Source organism: Streptomyces sp. NPDC006487 (assembly GCF_042870555.1).
In the GTDB taxonomy this organism is placed as follows: Bacteria; Actinomycetota; Actinomycetes; order Streptomycetales; family Streptomycetaceae; genus Streptomyces.
Window position 1 is genome coordinate 301,874 of record NZ_JBIAHN010000001.1, and the last position, 23,256, is coordinate 325,129.

Genomic DNA, 23,256 nt, shown 5'->3' on the forward strand with positions numbered 1-23,256 from the left:
CGGGGCTGCGGTCAGAGCTCCGGAAGGTCCGCCGGGTAGAGCAGGGTGAGATCGTCCTTGCTCGGCTCGGACAGCTGCGCGACCCGCCCCGCGTGCCGCTCGACCATCGACTCGAAGGTCTGGCGCGCGGTGCGGCCGTTGCCGAAGGCGGGCCCCTTGGGCAGGTCGGTGAAGTACGTCAGCAGGGCGTCGGCGGTCTTCTCGCCGAGCAGGTACTCGTGCTCCTCGGCCTGCTGCTCCACGATCCGCAGCAGTTCCCCGGGCCCGTAGTCCCCGAAGGTGATGGTCCGGGAGAAGCGGGAGGCCACCCCCGGGTTCACGGTCAGGAAGCGGTCCATCTCCGCCGTGTACCCGGCGACGATCACCACCACCGCGTCCCGGTGGTCCTCCATGAGCTTCACCAGCGTGTCGATCGCCTCGCGGCCGAAGTCGCGGCCCGAGTCCTCGGGCGCCAGGGCGTACGCCTCGTCGATGAACAGCACCCCGCCGCGCGCCCGGTCGAAGGCCTCCTGGGTGCGGATCGCGGTGGACCCGATGTGCTCGCCGACCAGGTCGACGCGGGACACCTCCACGAGGTGGCCGCGCTCCAGGACCCCGAGGGAGGCCAGGATCTCCCCGTACAGCCGGGCCACGGTGGTCTTGCCGGTGCCGGGGGAGCCGGTGAAGACCAGGTGGCGGCGGACCGAGGCGGCCTTGAGCCCGGCCAGTTGCCGGCGCCGGCCCACCTCGATCATGTCGGTCAGCGCACGGACCTCGCGCTTGACGCTGTCCAGCCCCACGAGCGCGTCGAGGTGCCCCAGCACCTCGACCGAACCGCGGGCCGCCGGCTGCCCGCTCGCCGCGGCCTCCGTCTCGTCGGCCGGCCGCTGGGCCGGCACCCGCTCGGCCGTGCCGGCCGCCACGGGGCTCGCGGCGGCCGATACCGTACGGATCCCCGTACGCTCCCCGGCCGCCGCCCCCGCACCCGAGCCGGCGCCCACGCCGGAGGCGGACCGGGCGGCGAGGCGCGGTCCGGACTCGTCGCTCGTGCAGTCCTCGGCGACCGGGCCGTCCTCCGCGAACTCGTAGCCCCCGCGCGCGCAGCGCTCGGTGTGGCAGCGGTGCAGGGAGGTCCGGCAGCCGTCGATGACATGGAAACCGAAGCCCGCGCTGCCCGTGACCCGGCACGCCGTGAAGGTGCCGCGCCCGCCCGCCGACACGTAGAACCCGGCTTCGGCGGGGGAGCTCACCGTGCACCGCTCCAGCGTGGGATCCGCGCCCTTGGTGACGATCACGCCGGTCTGGACGGAGTCGATGGTGCAGTTGGCGAGCGTGCCGCCGCTGCCGTGGTCGCGGAACCAGGCCCCCGTGGCCGCCTCCCGGATCCGGCAGTCGTCCAGCTGGGCCGTCGCACCGTCGCTCACCGAGACGGCGGTGTTGCGGACTTGGGAGATGTCGCTGTCCACCACGTCCACCCGCGAACCCCGGTCCAGCACGAACAGGGCGTCCGGTACGTCGTGCACCCGGCAGGAGTCCAGCGACACCCCGGCCCCGTCGCTGATCCAGACGGCCGGATAGTCGCCGGTGCTGTCGTGGATCTCGCAGGAGTCGGCGACGACGCGGGTGCCCGGATCCCACACGGACAGGCCGTTGCGGCCGAAGCGGCGGACGGTCGTGCGGCTGAGCGTGAGCACGGAGCGCGAGCGCAGGTCCACCGCGTTCTCCGGGATGTCGTGGATGTCGCAGCCGGCCAGCGTGAGGACGGCGTCCGTGTCGAGGGTGACCCCGTCGGCGGAGGTGCGGTGGACCGCGCAGTCGGTGAGCACGGCCGTGGCCCGCGCGGCGACTTGCACCCCGGCGCCCTTGATCTCGTAGACCTCGCAGCCCAGCGCCTCCAGGCCCGAACCATCGCCCGTCACGGCGATGCCGGCGCCCGTGGCGTGGTGGATCCGGCAGCGCTCCAGCCGGGGGCGGCCGCCGCCCCGCACGGAGACCCCGGTCTGGCCGGCGGCCACGACCTCGCAGTCGGCGAACACCCCGCCGCCGCCGTCCAGTACGGCGATGCCGATTCCGGCCGGATTCTCCACCGTGCAGCGCCGGACCAGGGGCCGGGCACCGCTCCCGCGGACCTCGATTCCGGCCGCCGAGCGGGTGCTCACCCGCAGGTCGGTGAGCTCGGGGGAGCCGTCCTCGACGAGCAGCGCGGGCGCCGTGGGGTCCTGGCCCTCCAGGTGCAGGTCCTGGATGACCGCCGAGGCGCGGACGGTCAGCGCGACCCCGTCGAGCGGTGCGATCCGCACCGAACCCAGCGAGCCCTCCGGCCCGCGCAGGGTCACGGCGTGGTGCAGCACCAGGTTCTCCCGGTAGGTGCCGGGCGCGATGGACAGGACGTCGCCGTCGCCCGCCGCGGCCAGCGCGGCGTTCAGCGTCGGATAGTCACCGGAGCGGCGACGCCACCGCGAGGAACCGCCGTGCGTCACCTGGACCGTGCCCTGAGCCATGGTGCTGTCGTGCCCCCACCCTGGTGTTCCGTGTGTCCGCCTGCTGATCTTTCGACGGCCCCGATCGGAGCAGCCGCTCCGGCGCTCCACCGTAGCGCGCGCGGGGCCGGTGAGTTGCCAGGTCAGCTGCCCGCGCCCGCCCGGCCCCAGTCCGGTCCCGCCGCGGCCCATGCGCGGTCCAGCCGGATGTACCGCCGATGCATGAGCCTTCGTACGACCAGCCGGCGAAGCGTCTCCACCAGCGCGGCCATGCCCAGGGCCGCCGCGAGCCCCGCCATGCCCGCGTGGAAACTGGCGGAGGAGGGGTCGAGGGGCTGCCCGACCAGGCGGCCGTGCGTATCGGTCCATATCCGGAACCGGTCGCCGGGATGCGGCGGTTCCTCCGCGGCCGGCACCGTGCCCTGGTGGCTGCTGCCGTCGGGCGCCGTCCACGACGCGACGATCTGCGTGCGCTGCGGGGTCTGGCGCTGCGCCGCGGGATCGGTGGCCGCGCCGGGGAGCGGATCCGGTGTCGGCCGGACCACCACCGCCGGTACGAGGTGGCGCTCGACGCGCTGTTCGCGCGCGGCACGCTGCAGCGTGCCGTCCACCCGCACCCCGGCCGCCCAGCCGATGGCCGGAGCCACCAACAGGACGCACAGCAGCGCCGCGAAGGCCACCCAGGCCTCGAATAGATCCGTCTGGCGGCGCAGCGGATTGCGCCGCCAGCGCCACACTCCCATTGCTGTCCGCACGGTCCGGCTCCCCCTACTTCTGCCAGTCTGCGCCTGCCTGCCGTCCCAGCCTCCCGCATGCCCCGGCCACCCGCATTCCGGGACGCGCGAGACGTGTGTCACCCGATCGGTGCCCACGTCCCGAATGCTCCAACGGGCAGGCGGTGGCGGTTGGTTCCAGGGGGGCGCCAGAGCCCCTCGAAGGTGTCAATCCGGATGGTCTCACCGGCCCCTGGAGGCGGCTCCGCGTTCGTTCCTGCGCGTGCGCTCGCGCCAGGCCCCGCCCCGTGCCTGGACTCATGCCTGGGCTCACGCCAGGACGTGCACCTCGTCGCCGATCCGCAGCGTCCCCAGCCGCACCGGCACCAGCAGCCGCCCGAAGGCCAGGGACTTCCCGATCCGCCGGTGCCTGGCCAGGGTCTGGAGCGGCTCCTTGCCCCGCAGCGCCGTCGTCTGGTCGGTGGTCGTCACGACACAGCGTCCGCATTCGCGCGCCCCGCGGAAGACGGCGTCGCCGATCGCGACGCGCTCCCAGCCGTCCTCGGCCCAGGCCTCCGCTCCGGACACCACCACGTTCGGGCGGAACCGGTTCATCGGCAGCGGTCCCTCGTCCGGGTGGTCACCCCGGGCGATCAGCGCGTTGAGCGCGTCCAGCGAGGCGAGGGTGGCGATCAGCAGCGGATAGCCGTCGGCGAGGCTCACGGTCTCGCCGGGCAGCGCGTACTGGGGATCCACCGGCCGCCGTACGGCCGGGTCGTCCAGGTGCACCAGGTGGGCCGGTACGCCCAGGTACGCGGTGAACCAGTCGGCGGCCGCCCGCGCCGCCGCCACGGTCTCGATCTTCTTGCCGAAGAGCATCACCGGCTCCAGCGGACCCCGCCCCGGGACCTCCACCGTCAGATCCGCCATGCCCGGCGCCGAGACCTCGAACCCGCCGCCCCCCAGCGGACGGGCTCGCGCCAAGGCCAGCCTCGGCTGCTGGCGTTGGGTGATGACCGCGCCCTCCCCGTCCACCACCGCCCATCGGCGGTCGCCGGACAGACCCCAGGGCTCCACGGCCACCTCGTCGGGTGCCGTCCCCGCCACCGATTTGACGGGATGGACGTGGAGCGCCTGGACACGCAGTTTCACCATGGGGAAATTCTGCCAGCCGCTTTCACGGACTCCGCAGCGACCTCGTCGGAAAGGGCCGGCCGGGCGCAGCGGTCAGTAACCGCGCCCCTGCGGCTGGTACGGACGACCGTACGGGTCCTCGAACGAGGCGGCCGGCACGGGCGCGGGCTGCGCCTGCATCGGACGCGGTGCGGCCGGGCGCATCGCCTCGTACCCGGTGCCCGTGGCGACCGGACGGGGCTGCTGCGGCTGGGGCTGCGGAACGTAACCGGTGCGGGCCGCGAAGGGCTGCGGCTGCTGAGGCACGTACGGCACCGGCGCCTGCTGGAGCGGCATCGGCATCGACATGGGCTGCGGCATCTGCTGCATCTGTTGCATGTGCGGCATCTGCTGCGGCGCGGCCTGCTGCTGGTACGGGTACCCGTACGCCGGGGCGTGCTGCTGTTGTTGCGGGCGGGCGGGCGGCAGCGCTGCCGGCAGGGCGGGGAGCGCGGACGCGAGGGCCGGGAGGTACCCACCGCTCGAGTAGCCGGCACTCGGCGAGTCGTAGGCGGCGGGGACCCGGATCGGGGCGATCTGCGGGGTCCCGCGTTCGGCGACGAGGGAGTCGTAGATAGGGGTGTCCGGGAAGGAGGGCGCGGAGTAGTAACCGCCGCCATAAGTGGAGCGGGGGGAGGTCATGGACCTAAGTTAAGCCCACGACTTCACCGGGTCCATAGCGAGGTGTCGTCAACACCGCCCTGACCTGCATATTCGCAGGTCAGGGCCACAGGTTTCACTTCACGTTCACGTGCACGATTTGGTCACTTCCGCCCCATCTTGCTCCTACTCGTACTCACCGGTTGGGTGTTGCACGGATCGCACGCCGGCTCTTCGCTGACGAAGCGTCATAACCCACTGACCTCGGAAGACGTGAAGGTGAAGGGCGGAGTCCGGTTTCAGGCGTCGCCGGGGCGGGCATAGGTACGTCCCTTCCAGGCCGCTCCGTGTCCGCGGTAGTGCTGCACGGCCGAGTCGACGGTCATCAGGAGGTACAGCAGCGCGGTGAGCGGGAGGAACGGCGCGAGCACCGCCGGCTGGCGGTAGTAGCGCAGCATCGGCAGGTAGGTGCCGGCCATCAGGAGCCAGGCCAGGCCGCCCGCCCAGGCGACGGCGGGCCGGCCGGCGGCGAGGCCGGCGAGGAGCGCGGCCGGCGGCACGAGGTAGACCAGGACCAGCCCGGCCACCGTCCCGGCCAGCAGCGCCGGCCGGTGGCGCAGTTGCGCGTAGGCGCTGCGCGAGACCATCCGCCACAGGTCCGCGAGCGAGCTGTACGGGCGCACGCTGTCCACCCGCTCCGCGAGCCCGAGCCAGATGCGCCCGCCGGTGCGCTGGACCGCCCGGGCGAGCGAGACGTCGTCGATGACGGCCTGCCGGATCGAGTCCGGGACTCCGGCCCGCACGGCCGCCTCGGTGCGCAGCAGGACGCACCCGCCGGCGGCGGCCGCGGTGCGGGCGCCGGGGCGGTTGATCCAGCGGAAGGGGTAGAGCTGGGCGAAGAAGTACACGAAGGCCGGGACGATCAGCCGCTCCCAGGCGCTGACGGCGCGCAGCCGGGCCATCTGGGAGACCAGGTCGAAATCGCCCGCCGTCGCGGCGCAGACCAGCTCGCGCAGGCTGTCGGGTTCGTGGGCGATGTCGGCGTCGGTGAGGAGGAGGTAGTCGGGGGCGGGGCCCGGGCCGGGGTGGTCGCGGACGCCGGCGCCGGAGCGGGCGTGTGCGATGCCGTGCCGCAGGGCCCAGAGCTTGCCCGTCCAGCCCGCGCCGGGTTCGCCGGGGGAGAGGACCGTCAGGGGCAGGCCGGGGCGCGCGTCGGCGAGCCGCCGGGCGAGGGCGGCCGTGCCGTCCGTGCTGCCGTCGTCGACCAGGATGACCTCGGCTTCGCCGGGATAGTCCTGCGCGAGCAGGGACGGCAGGCTGAGCGGCAGCACCCCGGCCTCGTCCCTGGCCGGGACCACGATCGCGACGGACGGCCAGCGGGCGGGGGTGTGCCGGGGCGGCAGGCGCGTATCGGTCCGCCAGAACATGCCTTGGCCGAGGGTGAGCCAGAGCCAGACGGCGAGCGAGGCGCACGCGGCGACGAGGAGGTAACCCATCCCGGCAGTGTGCCGGGAGCGGCACCGCGGGACCCGCGGGACACCGGGGTTCGGCGGCCCCGGTTGGGCCGGAGGCCGCTCCGGGCCGGGGAGCGGCGGTCCTGTCGACCCGGGCGGGGCGGGGGGATCGATTAAGGTGACCAAGTGAAGATCGCCCTCATGGACTCCGGTATCGGCCTCATCGCCGCGGCCGCCGCGATGCGACGGCTGCGGCCGGACGCGGAGCTGGTGCTGTCCTGCGACCCCGACGGGATGCCCTGGGGTCCGAGGACCCCGCAGGACCTCACCGGGCGGGCCCTCGGTGTCGCTCGGGCCGCCGCCGCGCACCGGCCGGACGCGCTGATCGTCGCCTGCAACACCGCTTCCGTCCACGCACTGCCCGCGCTGCGCGCCGCGCTGGAGCCCGCGATCCCGGTCATCGGGACCGTGCCGGCGATCAAGCCCGCAGCGGCCGCCGGAGGGCGCGTGGCCATCTGGGCCACCCCCGCCACCACCGGCAGCCCCTACCAGCGCGGCCTGATCCGCGACTTCGCCGACGGGGCGCGCGTCACCGAGGTGCCCTGCCCGGGTCTGGCCGACGCCGTCGAGGCAGGCGACGAGGCCGCCGTCGTACGGGCCGTCGCCGCGGCCGCCGCGCTGACCCCGGCCGACGTCACCGACGTGGTGCTCGGCTGCACCCACTACGAGCTGGTCGAAGAGCCCATCCGGGTCGCGCTCGACCGGCGCACCGGAGGCGGCGCGTTCGTCTTCCACGGCTCCGCCGAACCCGTCGCCGTCCAGGCCCTGCGCCGGCTCGGCGCCCGCCCGGAGCCCGGCCTGCCGCACACCGGCAGCCTGACCGTCCTGCTCAGCGGCCGCCCCGGCGCGCTGCCCGAGCCCGCCCTCGGGTACGCCGAAGGGCGTCTGCTGGCCGGGCGGAGCGCCATCGTCGGGGGATCCCTCCAGGGGTGACCCCGGAGGCCGCGGACCCGTCGCGGCCGCGGGAGACGGGTCCGGGCCGGCCGATCAGCAGCCGGGCTCGCGCCGACCCGGGGCCGCAGCAGCCGCCGCCGCGTCGGCTCCGGCTTCCGCGAGGCGACGGGCCAGTTCCCGTAGGCCGCCCGCGTCCAGCACGCGGTCCCCGAAGCCCGGCAGCGGTACGTGCAGGCGGGCCGTCCAGGACTCCGGGACGGCCGCCGCGCCGTACCGCGCCCCGGCCAGGGTGCCGGTGACCGCCGCCACCGTGTCGGTGTCGCCGCCCAGGTCCACGGCGGCCCGTACGGCGTCGGCGAAGCCCGTCGTGGTGCGCAGCGCCCACACCGCAGAGCCCAGGCAGGGCCACACCGCCCCGTTGAACTCGGTGGCCAGGTCCGGATGCCAGTCCGGGGCGAGGACCCGCGCGTACCGCTCGCGGTGGTCCGGGTGCACCCGCGCCAGCGTCGCGGGGAGCGCGGACAGGGGATCGCCGCCCTCCAGCGCCACGCGCACGAGTTCGTGCAGGACGGCCGTGCCCTCCCATGCGGCCCGGTCCCCGTGCGTCAGCGCGGCGATCCGCCGGGCGGCGTCCATGGTCCGCTCCCGCCCGGAGGGGGCGAAGTACACCGCCGAGGTCGAGGCGCGCATCAGGGAACCGTTGCCCGCCGCCCGTGCGTTGGTCTGGAAGTGCAGCGCGGCGGCCAGGTCCCACGGGTCGCCGCTCGTCAGCACGATCTCCGTCTGCAGCCCGATGTCCTTGGGGTCCCCGGCCGCCCAGCGCCGGAACCGGCCGAACACGTCGGGGAGTTCGAGCCCGCCGCGGTCCAGCAGGGATTCCCCGACCAGCACCGCCATCTGCGTGTCGTCGGTGGCTTCCCCCGGATCCCATCCGCCGCCCCCGCGCATCTCCTCGCCCCGGGCGCTCAACTGCCCGGCGGGGCCGAACTCGTAGGGCGCGCCGAGTGCGTCCCCGGCCGCCGAGCCGAGCACGGCTCCGACGGCACGGTCGGTCGGGATGGTACGGATGGTCACGGGGTCTCCTCGTGCGGTCCGGGGCACACACGGTCCAGTACCCCGCGCGTGAAGGCGTCCAGGTCGTCGAGCCCGGCCGCGGCCAGGGTGGCCGGGGCGCCCGCCAGGAGGTGGAGCACGGCTCCGTGCAGCGCGAGGGTGAGGGCGCGGGCGTGCTGCGGACCGGCCGGCAGTCCGGCGGCGCCCAGCAGGTGCCCGAACGCCGCGAAGTCCGCCGTCGCGATCGGGTCCAGCAGCTCCGCCAGCCACGGCCGTCGGGTCGCCTCGGTCTGGAGCTCCAGGTAGGCCACCATGCGCGGCCGCCCGGCTCCGGCCGTATCGCGGAGCAGTCCGGCGAGCACCGCGGCGAGTGCGGCCCGGTCGGCGGGTCCGGGCCCGGGCCCCGCGAGCCGGTCGGCGAGTGCCCGGTACTGCTCCAGGCAGCGCCCGGCGACCGCGCGCAGCAGTGCGTCGCGGGTCGGGAAGTAGTTCTTGGCGGTGCCCGGCGGCACGTCGGCCGCGGCGTCGACGGCCCGGTGCGTCAGGCCCCGCCCGCCCGCCTCGGAGAGGACGGTGATGGCCGCGTCCCGCAGCCGGTCCCTTCGGTCCTGGTTCACCTTGTCAGCATAACCACACCCGTGGTACCACAGGTGTGGCACCACGGGTGTGGTGGTCGAGCGGAAGCGACTCGAACAAAGGGTGTGCCGTGGGCGTGCGTACTGGGGACGGGGACAGGGGCAGGGAGAAGGGCTTGGCGGTGGTCGTCGGCGCCGGGGTCGGCGGCCTCGCCACCGCCATCGGCCTGCGCCGGGCCGGATGGGCGGTGACCGTTCTGGAGCGCCGGGCCGAGCCGGAGCAGTACGGCACCGCCTTCGGCATCCATCCCGCGGCCCAGGTGGCGCTCGACCGGCTCGGCCTCGGCGGGGCGCTCCGGGCGCGCGCGGTCCCGTACCGGGACGCGCAGATCCGACGTCCCGACGGCCGGGTCCTGGCCGCACTCCCACTGGAGCGGATCGAACGCAAGGCGGGTCGACCCGAACTCCTCATCTCGCGGCCCTACCTGATCGACGCGCTGGTCGCCGAGCTCGCCCGGCTCGGCGGCACGGAGATCGCGTACGGCCGGGCCTACGAGGCTTCGGCCGCGCGGGGCGCGGACCTCCTCGTCGGCGCCGACGGAATCAACAGCGCGGTCCGCACCGATCGCTTCGACGGCGGGAGCCGGCCGCGCGAGCTCGGGTCCACGGCCTGGATCGGCACCGCCGGATTCGAGACCGGCGTCTACGGCGAGACCTGGGGCCGGGGCCGCTTCTTCGGGATGACCCCGGTCGAACCCGGCCGCACCAACTGGTACGCCACCGTTCCCGAGGCGACCACGGCGCAGGAACTGCGGGCCGCCTTCGCCGACTGGCACGACCCCATCCCGCGCGTGCTCGCCGACACCGACCCGCAGACCTGGATCCGCTACCGGATGCGCCACCTCCACCCGGCGCTGCCCTCCTTCACCCGCACGGCCCCGCCCGGACCGGTCGCCCTGGTCGGCGACGCGGCGCACGCCATGACCCCGAACCTCGGCCAGGGCGCCTGCACCGCCCTCCTCGACGCGGAGTCCCTCACCCGGGCCGTTGCCTCCCATGACCCCGGAGGTATACCCGCCGCCCTGCGCGCATACGAAGGCGAGCGCCGCCGCAGCGCCCAGCGGGTCGCATTCGGCTCCCGGACCCTGCACCGCTTCATGACGGTCCGCCGCCCGGCCCTGCGGGACGCACTCGTCGGCCTGCTGCCCGGTTAGCGCGTCCCGGCCGAGGCCGGTATTCCTCCACGGCCCCGAAGCCCCGTACGGAGAAGGCCAGGGCGCCGACCGTGGCCAGAGGCCGGTGGCGTCCCTGCGGAACGTGAGTACGCTGCTACACATGACGGGTCACCCCCCGGGTCCGCTCTGGACGGGCCGGGCCTCCAACCGCGTGCAGTGGATCCTCGCCGGAGCCGGTGCGGCCTGTCTCGCGCTCGGCGTCGAGCTCGCGGTCGACCACGCCTGGGGCGCCGGCATCGTGGCGCTGCTGATGGCGGTGATCGGCTGCCTCGCCGCGGGCCTGCTCATCCTCTTCGGCACCCTCGCCTTCGTGCACGCCGCCGTCACCGTCGACGCCGAGGCCATCGAGGTGCGCTGCGGGCACATAGGGCTGCCGCGCCGCAGGATCCGGCTCACGGAAGTGGAGGCCGCCGAGTACGTGCCCCGGATCACCCCGCAGCAGTGGGGCGGCTGGGGCTACCGCTGGCGTCCCGAGCGCGGCACCGCCGTCATCGTCCGGCGCGGGGAAGGGCTGGAACTCCGGCTCGGCGACGGCAAGCTCTTCACCGTCACGGTCGACGACGCGGAGAACGCGGTCCGGGTGATCCGCACCCATCTGCGCGCCCTGGCCCACTGACTCCGTCACCGGCACAGCGAGGGGACGTACACTCCGCCAGATGAGCAGCAGTGCGACCCGCGCGGCCGGGAACGATGCCGTGAACGAACCGCAAGGGCACGCGGAAGCGGAAGACGGCGTGCGGAACCGAGCGCCCCGGGCGGCGGCGGTCGCGGGTTCCCCCGCGCGGCGGTGGCCCGGACGGCTGGCGCGGCCCGGGCTCGCGGTCCTGTCCGGAGCGCTGCTCTACCTCAGCTTCCCGCCCCGCACGCTGTGGTGGCTGGCCCCCCTCGCGCTCGCCCTGCTCGGATGGTGCCTGTACGGGCGCCGCGCGCGGGCCGGGTTCGGCCTCGGTGTGCTGCACGGGCTCGGCTTCCTGCTGCCGCTGCTCGTCTGGACCGGCGAGGGTGTCGGCCCGGTGCCGTGGCTGGCACTCGTCACCCTCGAGTCCCTGCTGATCGGCCTCACGGCCCTCGGCATCGCCCTCGTCAGCCGGCTCCCCGGCTGGCCGCTGTGGGGCGCCGCCGTCTGGATCGCCGGCGAGGCACTGCGCGCCCGGGCCCCCTTCGGCGGCTTCCCCTGGGGCAAGCTCGCCTTCGGACAGCCCGACGGGGTCTTCCTGCCGCTCGCCGCGCTCGGCGGCACCCCGCTGCTCTCCTTCGCCGTGGCCCTGTGCGGATTCGGGCTGTACGAGGTCCTGCGCGTCGGCGCCGACACCCGCCGGGCCACTGCCGCGCTGCTCGCCGCCACCGCCGTGGCCGCCCCGCTCGCCGGGGCACTCGCGGCCCGGCCGCTGATCTCCGACGCGGCCGAGGACGGCACCGCGGTGGCCGCCGTCATCCAGGGCAACGTCCCGCGCGCAGGGTTCGACTTCAACGCCCAGCGCCGCCAGGTCCTGGACAACCACGCCAACCGCACGATCCAGCTCGCCGAGGACGTCAAGCTCGGCAAGGTCGCCAAGCCCGACTTCGTCGTCTGGCCGGAGAACTCCTCCGACATCGACCCGTACGCCGAGCCCGACGCCTACGCCGTCATCGACAACGCGGTCAAGACCATCGGGGTGCCCGTGGCCATCGGCTCGGTGCTGGCCCCGGAGACGGGCCCGCTGCGCAACACGATGATCCTGTGGGACCCGGTCAAGGGCCCCGTGGACACCTACGACAAGCGCAAGATCCAGCCCTTCGGCGAGCGCATCCCGATGCGCTCCTTCGTCCGGCTCTTCAGCTCCGACGTGGACCGGGTGCGGCGCGACTTCGGCCCCGGCAAGGAGCCCGGCGTCTTCGGCATGGCGGGCAGCGGAGTCGGCATGGTCACCTGCTACGAAGCCGCCTTCGACGACGCCGTCCGCTCCACGGTCCAAGCCGGCGCCCAGGTCATCGCGGTGCCCAGCAACAACGCCACCTTCGGCCGCACCGAGATGACCTACCAGCAGCTCGCCATGGACCGGGTCCGGGCCGTGGAGCACAGCCGGACCGTGCTCGTGCCCGTCACCAGCGGGGTCAGCGCGGTGATCCGCCCCGACGGCGAGATCGTGCAGCAGACGAAGATGTTCACGGCCGACGCCCTGGTCGCCGAGATCCCGCTGCGCTCCACGCAGACGCCGGCCACCCGCTTCGGCCCGCTCGCCGAGTACCTGCTGCTGGCCGTCGCCGCGGCCGGGCTCGGCTGGACCCTGGCGCGCCGCCTGCGCAGGGCGCCGTAGGGACTTGGGCCGCGCGGGGCCGTCGGCCTCGTAGGGTCGGGGGATGACCACACCTGACTTCATCCGGACCCTGCGCGCCACCGCCGGTCACCAGTTGTTGCTGCTGCCCGGGGTGACCGCCATCGTCGTCGACGACGAGGGGCGGGTCCTCCTGGGCCGGCGCGCGGACACCGGGCGCTGGTCGGTCGTCGGCGGCATCGCCGAGCCGGGGGAGCAGCCGGCCGAGACGGCCGTCCGCGAGGTGTACGAGGAGACGGCGGTGCGGTGCGTACCGGAGCGCGTGGTGCTGGTGCAGATGCTCCCGCCGATGACCTACCCGAACGGGGACGTCTGCCAGTTCCAGGACATCACCTTCCGCTGCCGGGCCACGGGCGGGCAGGCGCGGGTCAACGACAACGAGTCGCTGGAGGTGGCCTGGTTCGCCCCGGACGCGCTGCCGGAGCCGCTGGAGTCCTTCGCCGTCGACCGGATCCGCCAGGCCCTGCGCGACGAGCCGACCTGGTTCGAGGCCGCCGACGCGGCGACCCTCGGCCTCTGACCGCTCGGACGGCTCGGAGCGCTCTGACCGCTCCGGCCTCCGGCCCGGCGGCCGGGCTCAGCCGTTGTCGGCGGCCTCGCGGTACAGCTCCACCGCCTGGTCGCCCATGACCGCGCTGTACGAGATCTCCGGCACGGTCCCGCCGCCCTCGTGGCCGCCGAGGACGCCGGCCAGGGCGCCGTCGACGAGCCACGGGCTGCCGCTGGTGCCGCCGCTGAGGTCCGGGCACTCGATGCGGCGCTGGGTCTCGGAGAACAGCGTCGTGCCGTTGGCGCAGGACAGCGGGGACTCGTCACGGCTCGGGTAACCGACGACGGACACGGTGGCGTCGGCCGGCTGCTCGGCCGCGACCGGGAAGCCCCCGACGAGGTCCTCGATCCGCGGGCCGTCCACCTCTTCGCCGACCGGCACCACCCTCGCGAAGGCGATGTCGGCGTCGGGGTCCTCGCCGTCCGTCCAGCCCGGGGCCACGAACATGCCGGTGAGCTTCCACAGGCCGTACGGGGCTTCGCCGTCGCGGTAGCCGGGGGCGAAGTAGGTGGTGTCCGGGCTGCCCAGGCAGTGCGCGGCGGTGGCGATCACATCGCGGTCCTCGCTGCGCACCACGGACGCGGTGCAGAAGTGCCCGCCGTCGAGGCCGCCCGCGAACAGCGCGCCGACCCGCGCGGACGTCGCATCGGCCGCGGCCGCGCCGGTGACCCCGAGCGGCGGCTCGGCGAGCGCGTCGGGGAGGTCGACGCCGGTCAGGGCCGTCATCACGGCCAGCGCGAGCAGGACCCTGGAAGCGCGCCGGCCACGGGCGCGGGGGCGGCGGTCCGGTCGGGAGCGAAGGCGCTGGATCATGCTCCGAGCCTCCCGGGTGAAGCTGTGACCGGAACCGGGGAATCCGTGTGAATTCGCTGTGAATCCCCGCGGTGGGTCCGAGGCCGCCGGTCAGCGAGGCGGTCGCCTACGCCCTGCCCGACCGCCTCGACGCGGTTCCGACGCCTTGGCCTACCGCCTCGACGCGGTGCCCGCGCCCTGGTCCGGACCCCGCCGCCGCGGAGGCGGACCCATCGACGCCCCCACCCCGGTGGACGGCAAGCCGCCGGACGGCAAGCCGCCGGACGGATAGCCGGTCCGGCGTCAGCCGCGCCGCTCGTACACCGTCACCCGGCGGCCGCGGACCTCCCGGTCCGCCACCACGGTGAACTCCGCCCGCAGGACGGCCGCCTTCGCCCGGTCCGCCGCGGAGCCCGGGGGTTTGGCGGCCTTTCGCGAGTCCGTCACCAGGAGGACCCGCCGCTGCTCCCGCAGGGCCGCCGAGATCCGTGCCGGGCCGGCCTCCTCGCCCTTCAGGGTCCCCGACTCCGCGGGGCCGCGGGACAGGGCGATGTCCTTCAGGCCGGCGAACGCCCCGGGCGAGACCAGTGCGGTGTCCCGCCGGGCCGCCGGGACGAAGAGCACCGCGTCGCCGTCCCGCTTCAGCACGGACACCTCCCCGGCCACCGCCAGTACGTCGTCCACCCGGCTCGCCGGAGACCTGTCGGCCAGGGCCACCGGCAGCAGCGCCACCGCCGAGACCGCGACCACGACCGGCACGAGCGCGCCCGACGCCTTGGGGTACCGGGGCGCGAGGGCCCGTACGGCCGCGCCCAGCGCCGCTCCGATCAGCAGGGCCAGACCCAGCATGGAGAACAGCACGTAGCGGTCCAGGAACAGCGGCTGGACCAGGGAGGCGGCGGCCAGCCCCAGCAGGGGCACCGCCAGCAGCGGCAGCCCGACCGAGGCCGCCGTCAGCCGGGCGGGGACGCCGGTGCGCGGTCCGCCCGCGCGGTCCGCCCACGCGCCCAGCGCACCGACCGTCAGCAGGACGGCCGGGCCGATCATCATGTGCCAGGTCAGCGGCGGGATCCAGGAGACCTGCCCGGACTGGGTCCGGCTGAACAGGATCAGCGGCAGCGCCCCCGCCACGGCCGCGGCCGAGGCGAGCAGCCAGGGCGCCACGACCTCGCGCCGGGCCCGTGCCCACCACAGGGTCACCGCGTGGGCGGGCAGGATCAGCAGGGAGAACCAGTTCAGCAGGGCGCAGACCAGCACGAGGGCCCCGTACGCCACCCAGCGCGGCCCCGTCCGCCGCGCCGGACCGGCTCCGGTGCCCGCGATCGGCGAGACCAGGAGCAGGGTCGACAGGCCGACCCCGCCCGCGATCAGCGCGTACGACCGGCCCTCCTGGAGCTGGAACTGCACGGCCGGCAGCAGTCCGAGGGCCAGCCCGCCGCCCAGCCCGGCCCACGGGCCCGCCAGTCGGCGCCCGATCAGGGCCACACAGCCGGCGGCGACCGCCACCGCCAGCACCGAGGGGAGGCGCAGGGTCGTCGTGCCCGCCCCGAACACCTCGAAGAGCGCGTGCATCACCAGGTAGTACAGGCCGTGCACCGCGTCCACGTTCCCGAGGAGGTGCCAGATCTCACCGGGGGTGCGCTCCGCCACCTGCCAGGTCGCCGCCTCGTCGCGCCACACGCTGTTCTGCCGGGAGAGCCCCCACAGCCCGAGGGCCACCGTCCAGAGGACCGGGAGCAGCCACACGAGGTACGGCCGCCGTCGGATGCCGGTGGATATGTGGGAAGTCATGAAAGCGTACGGATCCTCGGGCATCAGTTCGGGCGGAAAACACCAGTCTATGGACGATACGGAGGGTTCCCGGACCGGGTGTTGTGCACGACGGAGCGTGATCGGTGTGCCCGCACGCCCCTAGCCTCGCGGCAGCAAGGTGCGCAGCAGGCACGCAGGAGCACGAACGAGGGGCGGTACCCGGTGAACTGGCTGATCCACGACTACCGCGAGAGCGATCTCGCGGCCGTCGTCCATCTGATCGACACCACGGCCGAACTCGGCCAGGAGTCGGTCTTCTCACTCGCCGAATGCATCAGCGCCCTCACCGACCGGCAGCCCTGCGTGGTCGCCGTCCACCAGGGCGTCCCCATCGGCGCCGCCCTCGCCTGCGTCACCGGCGAGCGCGCCTGGGTCATGCGCATCGCCATCGCCGCGGGCTGGCGCGGCCGGGGCCTGGCCAGCGCGCTGCTCGTGGAGCTGGAGCGGCGGCTCATCGCCGCCCGCGTCGGGCGCATCGCGTACGTCCTGCCCGAGGAGGACCTGCTCGGCGAGGGCCTGCTCAACGCCGGTTACACCCGCCAGCCCGCCGTCGCCTACTTCGAGAAGACCGAGCCGCTGCACGGCCCGGCCGCCGGTCTCCTGGACGACCTCGGCGGCCGCTTCCTGCCGAACGACCTGTGGGCCAAGGTCGCCGGCATGGAGACCGAGAAGGACCTCATCGAGAGGCGCGTGGTGCTGCCGCTCGCCGAGCCCGAGAGGGCCGCCGCGCACGGGGTGCGGCCGCCGCGCGCCATCACCCTCTTCGGCCCGCCCGGCACCGGCAAGACCACCTTCGCCCGGGCCATCGCCTCCCGGCTCGGCTGGCCCTTCGTGGAACTGCTGCCCTCCCGCCTCGCCGACGAGGGCAATCTCGCGGCGGCCCTGCGCGACGCGTTCGCCCGCATCGCCGAGCTGGAACGGGTGCTCGTCTTCATCGACGAGGTCGAGGAGATCGCGCCCGTGCGCACCGAGCCCGCCCAGCCCGGCGGGATCCACGGGGTGACCAACGAGCTGCTCAAACTCATACCCGGCTTCCGCGAGGGCGACGAACGGCTGCTGGTCTGCGCGACCAACTCCATCCGCTCCCTCGACCCGGCCTTCCTGCGTCCCGGCCGCTTCGACTACCTGATCCCGATCGGAACCCCGGACGCGGGCGCCCGCGCCGCGATCTGGGCCCGGTACACGGCGGGCCGTCCCGATGTGGACGTGGCGGCGCTGGTCGGGGCGAGCGAGCTGTTCACCCCGGCCGACATCGAGCACGCGGCGCGGATCGCGGCGCAGGTGTCCTTCGAGCGCGACCTGGAGGCGGTGGGCGCGCGGGGCGCGGCGGCCGCCCAGCTGGGCGCGAGCACGGAGGACTACCTGGCGGCGGTGGCGCAGTGCCGGCCGACGGTGACCCCGGCGATGACGGGGGAGTTCGCGGCGGACATCACCGCGCACGCCCGCTTCTGAAGAAGGAGCGATCCGAGCCGCCCGCCACGGACGGGCAGGCGAGATGGCCCGCAGCCACTCCCCAAAGCGGCTGCGGGCCTCCCGCGCGGACTTGGCATCCGTGCGGGACGGCCACGTTCCGTTGGGGTGTATCGCCGGCTGGAACGTGGCAGCAAGGGTGCCGTGAGGGCCATCCCTGATGCCCTCGCCAACACATTCGAGTCAACCAGGAGCGGGGGCGGCGGCGCCTCGGCCGCACGGCCACGACCGCCCCGGCCGGAAGGACGGGCCGGCGTGCTCGGGCCGTTGGCCGAAAGGAGGACCGGGGTTAGGGTCGGGCCATGGCCTTCGTCGTCTTCATGACCCTTCCGGGGCTGGCCCTGCTGCTCACCGGCATCGCCTTCCTCGACCTCACGCTGGAGCGCGCGGGCCGTGCCGGTCTGCTGCCCTGGCGCTGGAACGGCCGCAAGGGGCAGATGTCCGCGACCGGCTTCGAGCAACTGCACGCGAGCTTCTCGCCGGGCAAGCAGAACGAGCTCAAGGAGCGGCAGAGCGCCCTGGTCATGCGCGACGACGAGGAGGACGGAGCCCCGCCCCGGTCACGCGTCGACCTCGACGGCGGCCTCGCGGTGATCCGTCTGCCCGGCAGGGCGCGACCGGGCGGTCGCTCCTGAAGGCAGCGCCCGTCGCGTGCCGTCCGCGTCGGACGGTGGCGTCCGAGCGCTGCCACGCCGGCCGGATCCCCTCGCGGCGGCGGGCGCCTACGGGCGGCAGCGGTACGTGAACTCCGCGGCGGCCGTTCGCCGTACGGGCGAGACGAGCTCGAGCTCGGCCTTCGCGGGGTAGGTGCCCGCGCCCTGGAAGGTCCACAGCAGGTGCAGGCGGGCCTCCTTGCGGCCGCTGGGGACCCGTTCGGTGAGCTGCTCCGAGCGGGTGCCGTCACTGCGGAGCCAGCGGTACGCGAGGACCCCCGGCCGCCCGTTGGTCCGTACGACGGCCACCACGTCGGCGGTGCCGTCGCAACCCGGACCCTTGGCGTCGGTGGTCACCACGGTGTCCCGGACCTCCAGGGCCGGGCCGTAGCGCTGCCAGCCCAGATAGCACAGGACGCCGATCAGGACCACGGCGGCCAGGGTGTAGCGCCGCCATTCGCGGCGGCGCCTGCGGGGGGCCGGGACGGGGAACAGCGGGAACGGCGCGGGCAGCGCGGCCGTCACCCCGGGTCCGAAGCGCAGGACCGAACCCTCGACCCGGTCCGGCACGGCCCCGACGGGCACGTCGAACCGGGCGGTCGGGCCGGTGCCTCCGGTCGCACCGGCGCCGTCGAGCCGCTCGGTCCGCTCCGTGCCCCGGGGCGGTCCGGTGATCCAGTGGCTGCCGAGGACGGTGGCGCTGTAGTCGTCGTCGCCCTGCGGGGCGCGGGGATCGCTCATGCCGGCTTGCACCCCCTGATGTAGATGCTCTGGACGGAACTCTGGTTGGCCGCGGCCGGCGTGGTGGTGGCGCGGACGCTCCAGTAGCAGCCGGCGCCCTGCGCGAAGGTGTGCGCGAGGGTGTGGGTTCCCACGCTCCCGGCTCCGAAGGGGACCGTCTGGCGGCCGTCGGGCACGGTCAGCGCGCCCTTGGTGTCACCGGTGAACCACTCGACGACCAGGGTGTACGGGCCCGCGCCGTCGCTTTCGACGGAGAAGGCGGCCTCGGTGGTGCCCGGGGCCGTCTGCCGGAAGGAGGTGACGTTCACCGCGGAGATCTTGACCTTCGGGGAAGGGGTCGGGGTCGGCGTGGGTGTCGCGGACGGGGTCGGGGTCGGAGGCTTGGTCACCGTCCAGGTCGGCGTCGGAGTCGGCGTGGGCCACGGGTAGCTGGGACTCGGGCTCGCCGACGGCGACGCGGACACCGACGCGGATACCGATGCGGACGGCGTCGGTGTCGGAGCCGGTGTCGGAGAGGCGGACAGGCCGGGTCCGGGCGCCGGGGTGGCCGGGCCCGGCGCCGACGCGCGCGACGTCGCGAAGGCGTTCAGCGCCCGCGCGCCGCCCGGCTCCGAGCCCACCGCCTGGTAGCCGAGGACGGCCACCAGCCCGAGCACGAGCGCGGCCCCCGCCGCGAGCAGACCGCGCCCGCCCGGGCTCCAGGGTGTGGGCGGCGGTGGCAGGACCGTCGTGGCCAGTGCAGTGGAGCCCTGCGCCGGGGCTCCCGCGGAGGGGAACAGCAGCGGCAGCAGGGCCGCCAGCGCGGCCAGCTTGCGCTGTCCGCGCTCCTCCCACTGGGGCCCGTACGCCGCCAGGGCCACGGCCTCCAGCTCCGCGACGAACGCGTCGGCGTCCTCGGGCCGTTGTTCGGGGGACTTCGCCAGTCCCCGCCGGATCAGCGGGCGCACCGGCTCGGGCGCCTCGGTCTCCGGGACCGGCGCCTCGATGTGCTGGACGGCGAGCTCCGCGAAGTTCTGCCCGTCGTAGGGCTTGCGGCCGGTGAGGCATTCGAAGAAGGTCGCCGTCGCCGCGTACACGTCGGCCTCGGGCGAGGCGGGCCGGCCCTGCCACTGCTCCGGGGCCATGTACGCCGGAGTGCCCGCCGCCCCGGGCGTGGTGCCCAGGGGGGTGGCGATGCCGAAGTCCACCAGCTTGGAGGTCCCGTTGGCCGCGACCAGGACGTTCGCCGGCTTGTAGTCCCGGTGGACCACACCGGCCCGGTGGGCGTCGGCGAGCCCGAGCAAGGAGCCCTTCAGCAGGACCAGCGCCGCCTCCGGTCCGGTCCGCCCGCACTGCTTGAGCAGGGCGTTCAGCGGGATGCCGTCCACGAGTTCCATGACGATCGCGGCGCCGCCGGGCGCCTCGACGTACTCGTACAGCCCGACCACGTAGGGGGAGCGCAGGGCGCCGAGCAGCTGGGCCTCCGCCCGGAACTCCCGGACGAAGACCGGGTTCTCGAGCATCCGGTCGTTCAGGTACTTCACCGCGACGGCCGTGCCGGTGCCTTCGTGGACCGCGAGGACCACGCGGCCGCTGGCGCCCGAACCGAGCTCGCGGACCTCCGAGTAACCGGGAACCGACCACACGCCGTTCATGCCTTCCCCCTTGCCGTGGCGTGACCGCGCCCCGGAGCCGCTCCTTCCAGGGGACCGGCCATCACCTGGGACACATTTCCGCCACGGCCGGTTCCCTGTCGGGGGAGCCCGGGTCAGGCGGCCGCGGCCCGCGCTCCGATCATGGAGTGCAGCCGGTCGGCCGCCGCCCGCCCGAAGGCCGGATCGTTGATGTGGGTGTCGTAGTCGTGGGTCCGGACGGCGCTTCCCCGCAGGCCTTCGCGGAGCGCCGAGAACAGGGCCCCGTCGGCGCCGGGGTCGTGGTAGGGCCCGCCCGGGGCGCCGAGCGTGGACAGTCCGCGCAGTGGTACGCAGACGGCCGTGGGGCCGGTGGCCGCACGGAGTTTGGCGGCGACCCGGCGGCCGAGCTCGGCGCATTCGGCCTCGGTCGTACGGATCACCGTGATCGAGGGGTTGTGGACGCGGATCCGGCGGTAGCGGACCCGTTCGGGCAGGCTCTCCATCGTGCCGAACTTCACCATGTCCAGCGCCCCCAGGCTCACCACCTGCGGGATCCCGGCCCGCCCGGCGGCGCTGAGCCGGTCGGGCCCGGCGGTCAGGATGCCGCCGCACAGGTCGTCGGCGAGCTCGCTGAGCGTGAGGTCGAGGACACCGGCGAAGATCCCCTGGCCGGCCAGGGTCTCCAGGGTCCGGCCGCCGGCGCCGCTGACGTGGAAGACCAGGACCTCGTAGCCCAGTTCGGTCAGGCGTTCCCGGGCCGCGTCCACGCCGATCGTGGTCACGCCCGCCATGCTCGCCGCGATCAGCGGCCGGGGCCCCGAGCCCAGCAGGGCCGGCCTGCGCAGCTCCATGGCGGAGCGGGCGTAGGCCTCGGCCATCCCGGCGACCGCCGCGACGGCATTGGCCAGGACCGGCGCGGAGATGCTGTTGATCCCCGCGATGTCCACGACGCTGTACATCATGGTGATGTCCGCCGATCCGACGTACGGGGCCACGTCCCCGGACGCCATCGAGGAGACCATCACCTTCGGAACGCCGAGCGGCAGTGCGCGCATCGCCCGGGTGGCGATGGAGGTTCCGCCGCTGCCGCCTATCGCGAGCACTCCGTGCAGCCGGCCTTCGGCGTGCAGGCGTAACAGGGTCGCTTCGGCGCCCCGGGCCATCGTGGTGACGGCCGCGCCCCGGTCGGCGGCCGCGCGCAGTTCGGACAGTTCCGTTCCCGCGGCCCGCGCCACCGCTTCGCGCGGTACGTCGGCGGGCATGCGGGGCTCGTTCATGATTCCTGTGTCGACCGTGATCACTTCGACGCCGGCGCGCAGCAGCCTCTCGCGCAACCAGCCGTACTCCACACCCTTGGTGTCCAGGGTTCCCACCAGCACGACGTTCGTCATACGTGCAATGTCCATGCAGGTGGGGTTTGTTGGCAAGTAAAGGTCGGGTCAACCCTGGCTCCCAAGGCCCTTCAGGAGTTCTCCAGAACCTCCAACAGCCGTTCCAGGAAGGGGATCTGAGATACCACCATTTTGGTTCTGGCCACCGGGGGAGCGAACCACTCGACCCGGTCCAGCTCGGGGAACTCCGCCGTCCGCCCCGATTTCGGCGGCCACTCCATGGTGAAGGTGCCGGGCACCGCGAGGGCCGGATCCAGGTCCGCCCGTACCGCCCAGATCGTCACCAGCTTCCCGCCGATCATCCGCACCTCGCCCAGCGGCAGGTACGGACCCTCCGGCGGCGGCAGCCCGAGCTCCTCCTCGAACTCCCGGCGGGCCGCGTCGCGCGGGGTCTCCTCGGGGCCGTACTCGCCCTTCGGGATCGACCAGGCGCCCGCGTCGCGGCGCTCCCAGAGCGGGCCGCCCATGTGGCCGAGCAGTACCTCGATGGACCCGGCAGGGGGCGAGGGGGCGTCGTCCGTCGTGTCGGGCCGCCTGAACAGGAGGAGCCCGGCGCTGCGCTTCGCGGTCATGGCCACATCCCTACCCCGTCCGGGCGCCCCTCAGGCGGCGGCTCAGTGGTCGTGCGGACCCTGGCGGTGGACGGGGCCGTGGGCGTCCGCGCAGTGGGTGTCGGGCTGGTCCTCGCCGTGGCGGCCGACCGTGAGGAGGGAGTCCTGGACGTGGTCCACCTGGAGGGTGGTGTGCGTGATCCCGTACTCCTTCGCCAGCAGGGCCTCCAGGTCCCGGCGCACGGCGTGGCAGTCGCCCTCCGGGGCCACCAGCACGTGTGCGGACAGCGCGGCCTGCCCGGAGGTGATGGTCCAGATGTGCAGGTCGTGGACCTCGGTGACCGGGGGCTGCCCGACCAGGCGGTCGCCGACCGTGTCCGGGTCCACGTGGGCCGGGGCGGCCTCCAGCAGGATCCGTCCGGACTCCCGGACCAGTCCGTAGCCCGCCTTGACCATCAGGACGACCACGACGAGGGAGGCGATCGAGTCCGCCTGCCGGAAGCCGGTGGTGAGCACGATCAGGCCGGCGACGGCGGTGCCGATGAAGGCGAACAGGTCGTTGAGGATGTGCTGGTAGGCGCCCTCCACCGCGAGCGAGGTGCGGTTCGCCTTCGAGATGCACCAGGCCGCCACGATGTTGACGACGATGCCCGCGAGCGCCGTCACCAGCACCAGCCCGCCTTCCACGGGCGGCGGATCGAGCAGCCGCCGCACGGCCTCGTACGCCAGCCAGACAGCCAGCAGCAGCAGGGTGAGGCCGTTGGCCTGCGCGGAGAGTATCTCCGCGCGCTTGAGGCCGTACGTGAAACCACCGCGTGCCGGCCGGGCGGCCAGTCGCATCGCGATCAGCGCGAGGACGATCGAGACGGCGTCCGTCAGCATGTGCGCGGCGTCGGAGATCAGGGCCAGGGAGTGCGCCAGGACGCCGACGACCACCTCGATGGCCATGAAGCCCGTGATCAGGCCGAGGGCGATGCCGAGCCAGCGGCGGTCCGCGTCGGCGGCGACACCGTGGCTGTGACCAGCGTGCCCGTGACCTTCGTGGCCGGCGGCGCCGTGGTCGTGCGGCGCGTGGTCGTGCGCGCTCATGGTGTCCCCCGTGAGTCGTGGTGCGCGGCGTGTGTGTGGATTGCGCTTCCGCACGGTGTCGGC

General features: G+C 74.3%; 21 protein-coding genes. 7 read left to right on the top strand and 14 right to left on the bottom strand.

Annotation, left to right across the window (positions count from 1 at the left end; genetic code table 11):
- Nucleotides 1-11 precede the first annotated feature (11 nt).
- The 5 genes from ACFYM0_RS01380 to ACFYM0_RS01400 form a co-directional block, all read right to left on the bottom strand.
- On the bottom strand, nucleotides 12-2,480 hold the full coding sequence (locus tag ACFYM0_RS01380) for a right-handed parallel beta-helix repeat-containing protein (RefSeq protein WP_388495423.1): 2,469 nt from the start codon (nucleotides 2,478-2,480) through the stop codon (nucleotides 12-14).
- Between the two features lie 122 nt (nucleotides 2,481-2,602).
- Nucleotides 2,603-3,214 (bottom strand): hypothetical protein, encoded by a 612-nt coding sequence (locus ACFYM0_RS01385; protein WP_388495425.1) that lies wholly within the window; start codon nucleotides 3,212-3,214, stop codon nucleotides 2,603-2,605.
- Between the two features lie 288 nt (nucleotides 3,215-3,502).
- A complete protein-coding gene (locus tag ACFYM0_RS01390; RefSeq protein ID WP_388495426.1) occupies nucleotides 3,503-4,327 on the bottom strand; it encodes an MOSC domain-containing protein in 825 nt (274 codons plus the stop codon).
- Nucleotides 4,328-4,399: 72 nt separating this feature from the next.
- Nucleotides 4,400-4,987 (bottom strand): DUF6643 family protein, encoded by a 588-nt coding sequence (locus ACFYM0_RS01395; protein WP_388495428.1) that lies wholly within the window; start codon nucleotides 4,985-4,987, stop codon nucleotides 4,400-4,402.
- A 257-nt stretch (nucleotides 4,988-5,244) separates the two neighbouring features.
- The gene (locus ACFYM0_RS01400) at nucleotides 5,245-6,441 is read right to left on the bottom strand and encodes a glycosyltransferase (RefSeq protein ID WP_388495430.1); all 1,197 of its coding nucleotides are present in this window, start codon (nucleotides 6,439-6,441) and stop codon (nucleotides 5,245-5,247) included.
- A gap of 144 nt (nucleotides 6,442-6,585) precedes the next feature.
- Here ACFYM0_RS01400 and ACFYM0_RS01405 point away from each other — a divergent pair, with 144 nt between their 5' ends.
- Nucleotides 6,586-7,392, top strand: a complete 807-nt coding sequence (locus ACFYM0_RS01405) for a glutamate racemase (protein ID WP_388495432.1) — start codon at nucleotides 6,586-6,588, stop codon at nucleotides 7,390-7,392.
- A 54-nt stretch (nucleotides 7,393-7,446) separates the two neighbouring features.
- Here the strand turns inward: ACFYM0_RS01405 and ACFYM0_RS01410 are convergent, their stop codons facing one another.
- Nucleotides 7,447-8,427 carry an ADP-ribosylglycohydrolase family protein gene (locus ACFYM0_RS01410; RefSeq protein WP_388495434.1) on the bottom strand — a complete coding sequence of 327 codons (981 nt, stop codon included), beginning with the start codon at nucleotides 8,425-8,427 and terminating at the stop codon, nucleotides 7,447-7,449.
- Entirely contained in the window at nucleotides 8,424-9,023 is a 600-nt protein-coding gene (locus tag ACFYM0_RS01415; RefSeq protein WP_388495436.1) for a TetR/AcrR family transcriptional regulator, read from the bottom strand. The genes ACFYM0_RS01410 and ACFYM0_RS01415 overlap by 4 nt, the downstream gene beginning before the upstream one ends.
- A 134-nt stretch (nucleotides 9,024-9,157) precedes the next feature.
- Here ACFYM0_RS01415 and ACFYM0_RS01420 point away from each other — a divergent pair, with 134 nt between their 5' ends.
- The 4 genes from ACFYM0_RS01420 (at nucleotide 9,158) to ACFYM0_RS01435 (ending at nucleotide 13,051) form a co-directional block, all read left to right on the top strand.
- Nucleotides 9,158-10,195, top strand: a complete 1,038-nt coding sequence (locus ACFYM0_RS01420; RefSeq protein ID WP_388495438.1) for an FAD-dependent oxidoreductase — start codon at nucleotides 9,158-9,160, stop codon at nucleotides 10,193-10,195.
- A 121-nt stretch (nucleotides 10,196-10,316) separates the two neighbouring features.
- Entirely contained in the window at nucleotides 10,317-10,832 is a 516-nt protein-coding gene (locus ACFYM0_RS01425) for a hypothetical protein (protein WP_388495439.1), read from the top strand.
- A 40-nt stretch (nucleotides 10,833-10,872) separates the two neighbouring features.
- Nucleotides 10,873-12,513: an apolipoprotein N-acyltransferase gene (gene lnt / locus ACFYM0_RS01430; protein WP_388495440.1), complete on the top strand. Its 1,641-nt coding sequence runs from the start codon at nucleotides 10,873-10,875 to the stop codon at nucleotides 12,511-12,513.
- A gap of 43 nt (nucleotides 12,514-12,556) precedes the next feature.
- Entirely contained in the window at nucleotides 12,557-13,051 is a 495-nt protein-coding gene (locus ACFYM0_RS01435) for an NUDIX domain-containing protein (RefSeq protein WP_388495442.1), read from the top strand.
- 57 nt (nucleotides 13,052-13,108) lie between these two features.
- Here ACFYM0_RS01435 and ACFYM0_RS01440 read toward each other — a convergent pair whose 3' ends face one another.
- A complete protein-coding gene (locus ACFYM0_RS01440) occupies nucleotides 13,109-13,894 on the bottom strand; it encodes a trypsin-like serine peptidase (protein WP_388495444.1) in 786 nt (261 codons plus the stop codon).
- 282 nt (nucleotides 13,895-14,176) lie between these two features.
- Nucleotides 14,177-15,664 (bottom strand): hypothetical protein, encoded by a 1,488-nt coding sequence (locus tag ACFYM0_RS01445; protein ID WP_388495446.1) that lies wholly within the window; start codon nucleotides 15,662-15,664, stop codon nucleotides 14,177-14,179.
- A 183-nt stretch (nucleotides 15,665-15,847) separates the two neighbouring features.
- Between ACFYM0_RS01445 and ACFYM0_RS01450 the strand changes: the two genes are divergently transcribed.
- Together ACFYM0_RS01450 and ACFYM0_RS01455 are read left to right on the top strand one after the other, a co-directional pair.
- Nucleotides 15,848-17,137, top strand: a complete 1,290-nt coding sequence (locus ACFYM0_RS01450; RefSeq protein ID WP_243340769.1) for an ATP-binding protein — start codon at nucleotides 15,848-15,850, stop codon at nucleotides 17,135-17,137.
- A 320-nt stretch (nucleotides 17,138-17,457) separates the two neighbouring features.
- Complete coding sequence (locus tag ACFYM0_RS01455) at nucleotides 17,458-17,790, top strand: DUF6191 domain-containing protein (protein WP_388495447.1); 333 nt, start codon at nucleotides 17,458-17,460, stop codon at nucleotides 17,788-17,790.
- Between the two features lie 87 nt (nucleotides 17,791-17,877).
- Here ACFYM0_RS01455 and ACFYM0_RS01460 read toward each other — a convergent pair whose 3' ends face one another.
- The 5 genes from ACFYM0_RS01460 to ACFYM0_RS01480 all read right to left on the bottom strand — a co-directional run bounded on the left by ACFYM0_RS01460 (nucleotide 17,878) and on the right by ACFYM0_RS01480 (nucleotide 23,193).
- Entirely contained in the window at nucleotides 17,878-18,549 is a 672-nt protein-coding gene (locus ACFYM0_RS01460) for a hypothetical protein (RefSeq protein WP_388495449.1), read from the bottom strand.
- Nucleotides 18,546-20,183 (bottom strand): serine/threonine-protein kinase, encoded by a 1,638-nt coding sequence (locus ACFYM0_RS01465; RefSeq protein WP_388495451.1) that lies wholly within the window; start codon nucleotides 20,181-20,183, stop codon nucleotides 18,546-18,548. The genes ACFYM0_RS01460 and ACFYM0_RS01465 overlap by 4 nt, the downstream gene beginning before the upstream one ends.
- A gap of 113 nt (nucleotides 20,184-20,296) precedes the next feature.
- Nucleotides 20,297-21,553, bottom strand: coding sequence for a Tm-1-like ATP-binding domain-containing protein (locus ACFYM0_RS01470; protein ID WP_388495452.1), 1,257 nt, complete (start codon nucleotides 21,551-21,553; stop codon nucleotides 20,297-20,299).
- A gap of 71 nt (nucleotides 21,554-21,624) precedes the next feature.
- Nucleotides 21,625-22,125: an NUDIX domain-containing protein gene (locus ACFYM0_RS01475; protein WP_388495454.1), complete on the bottom strand. Its 501-nt coding sequence runs from the start codon at nucleotides 22,123-22,125 to the stop codon at nucleotides 21,625-21,627.
- Between the two features lie 42 nt (nucleotides 22,126-22,167).
- Entirely contained in the window at nucleotides 22,168-23,193 is a 1,026-nt protein-coding gene (locus ACFYM0_RS01480) for a cation diffusion facilitator family transporter (protein ID WP_388495456.1), read from the bottom strand.
- Nucleotides 23,194-23,256: the final 63 nt, after the last annotated feature.

What these genes read in the sequence shown, in the direction of transcription:
- lnt (WP_388495440.1), top strand. Translation starts at nt 10,873, where the DNA reads ATGAGCAGCAGTGCGACCCGCGCGGCCGGGAACGATGCCGTGAACGAA.
- ACFYM0_RS01455 (WP_388495447.1), top strand. Translation starts at nt 17,458, where the DNA reads ATGGCCTTCGTCGTCTTCATGACCCTTCCGGGGCTGGCCCTGCTGCTC.
- ACFYM0_RS01435 (WP_388495442.1), top strand. Translation starts at nt 12,557, where the DNA reads ATGACCACACCTGACTTCATCCGGACCCTGCGCGCCACCGCCGGTCAC.
- ACFYM0_RS01480 (WP_388495456.1), bottom strand. Translation starts at nt 23,193, where the DNA reads ATGAGCGCGCACGACCACGCGCCGCACGACCACGGCGCCGCCGGCCAC.
- ACFYM0_RS01465 (WP_388495451.1), bottom strand. Translation starts at nt 20,183, where the DNA reads ATGAACGGCGTGTGGTCGGTTCCCGGTTACTCGGAGGTCCGCGAGCTC.
- ACFYM0_RS01425 (WP_388495439.1), top strand. Translation starts at nt 10,317, where the DNA reads ATGACGGGTCACCCCCCGGGTCCGCTCTGGACGGGCCGGGCCTCCAAC.
- ACFYM0_RS01380 (WP_388495423.1), bottom strand. Translation starts at nt 2,480, where the DNA reads ATGGCTCAGGGCACGGTCCAGGTGACGCACGGCGGTTCCTCGCGGTGG.
- ACFYM0_RS01470 (WP_388495452.1), bottom strand. Translation starts at nt 21,553, where the DNA reads ATGACGAACGTCGTGCTGGTGGGAACCCTGGACACCAAGGGTGTGGAG.
- ACFYM0_RS01475 (WP_388495454.1), bottom strand. Translation starts at nt 22,125, where the DNA reads ATGACCGCGAAGCGCAGCGCCGGGCTCCTCCTGTTCAGGCGGCCCGAC.
- ACFYM0_RS01390 (WP_388495426.1), bottom strand. Translation starts at nt 4,327, where the DNA reads ATGGTGAAACTGCGTGTCCAGGCGCTCCACGTCCATCCCGTCAAATCG.
- ACFYM0_RS01460 (WP_388495449.1), bottom strand. Translation starts at nt 18,549, where the DNA reads ATGAGCGATCCCCGCGCCCCGCAGGGCGACGACGACTACAGCGCCACC.
- ACFYM0_RS01445 (WP_388495446.1), bottom strand. Translation starts at nt 15,664, where the DNA reads ATGACTTCCCACATATCCACCGGCATCCGACGGCGGCCGTACCTCGTG.
- ACFYM0_RS01395 (WP_388495428.1), bottom strand. Translation starts at nt 4,987, where the DNA reads ATGACCTCCCCCCGCTCCACTTATGGCGGCGGTTACTACTCCGCGCCC.
- ACFYM0_RS01440 (WP_388495444.1), bottom strand. Translation starts at nt 13,894, where the DNA reads ATGATCCAGCGCCTTCGCTCCCGACCGGACCGCCGCCCCCGCGCCCGT.
- ACFYM0_RS01400 (WP_388495430.1), bottom strand. Translation starts at nt 6,441, where the DNA reads ATGGGTTACCTCCTCGTCGCCGCGTGCGCCTCGCTCGCCGTCTGGCTC.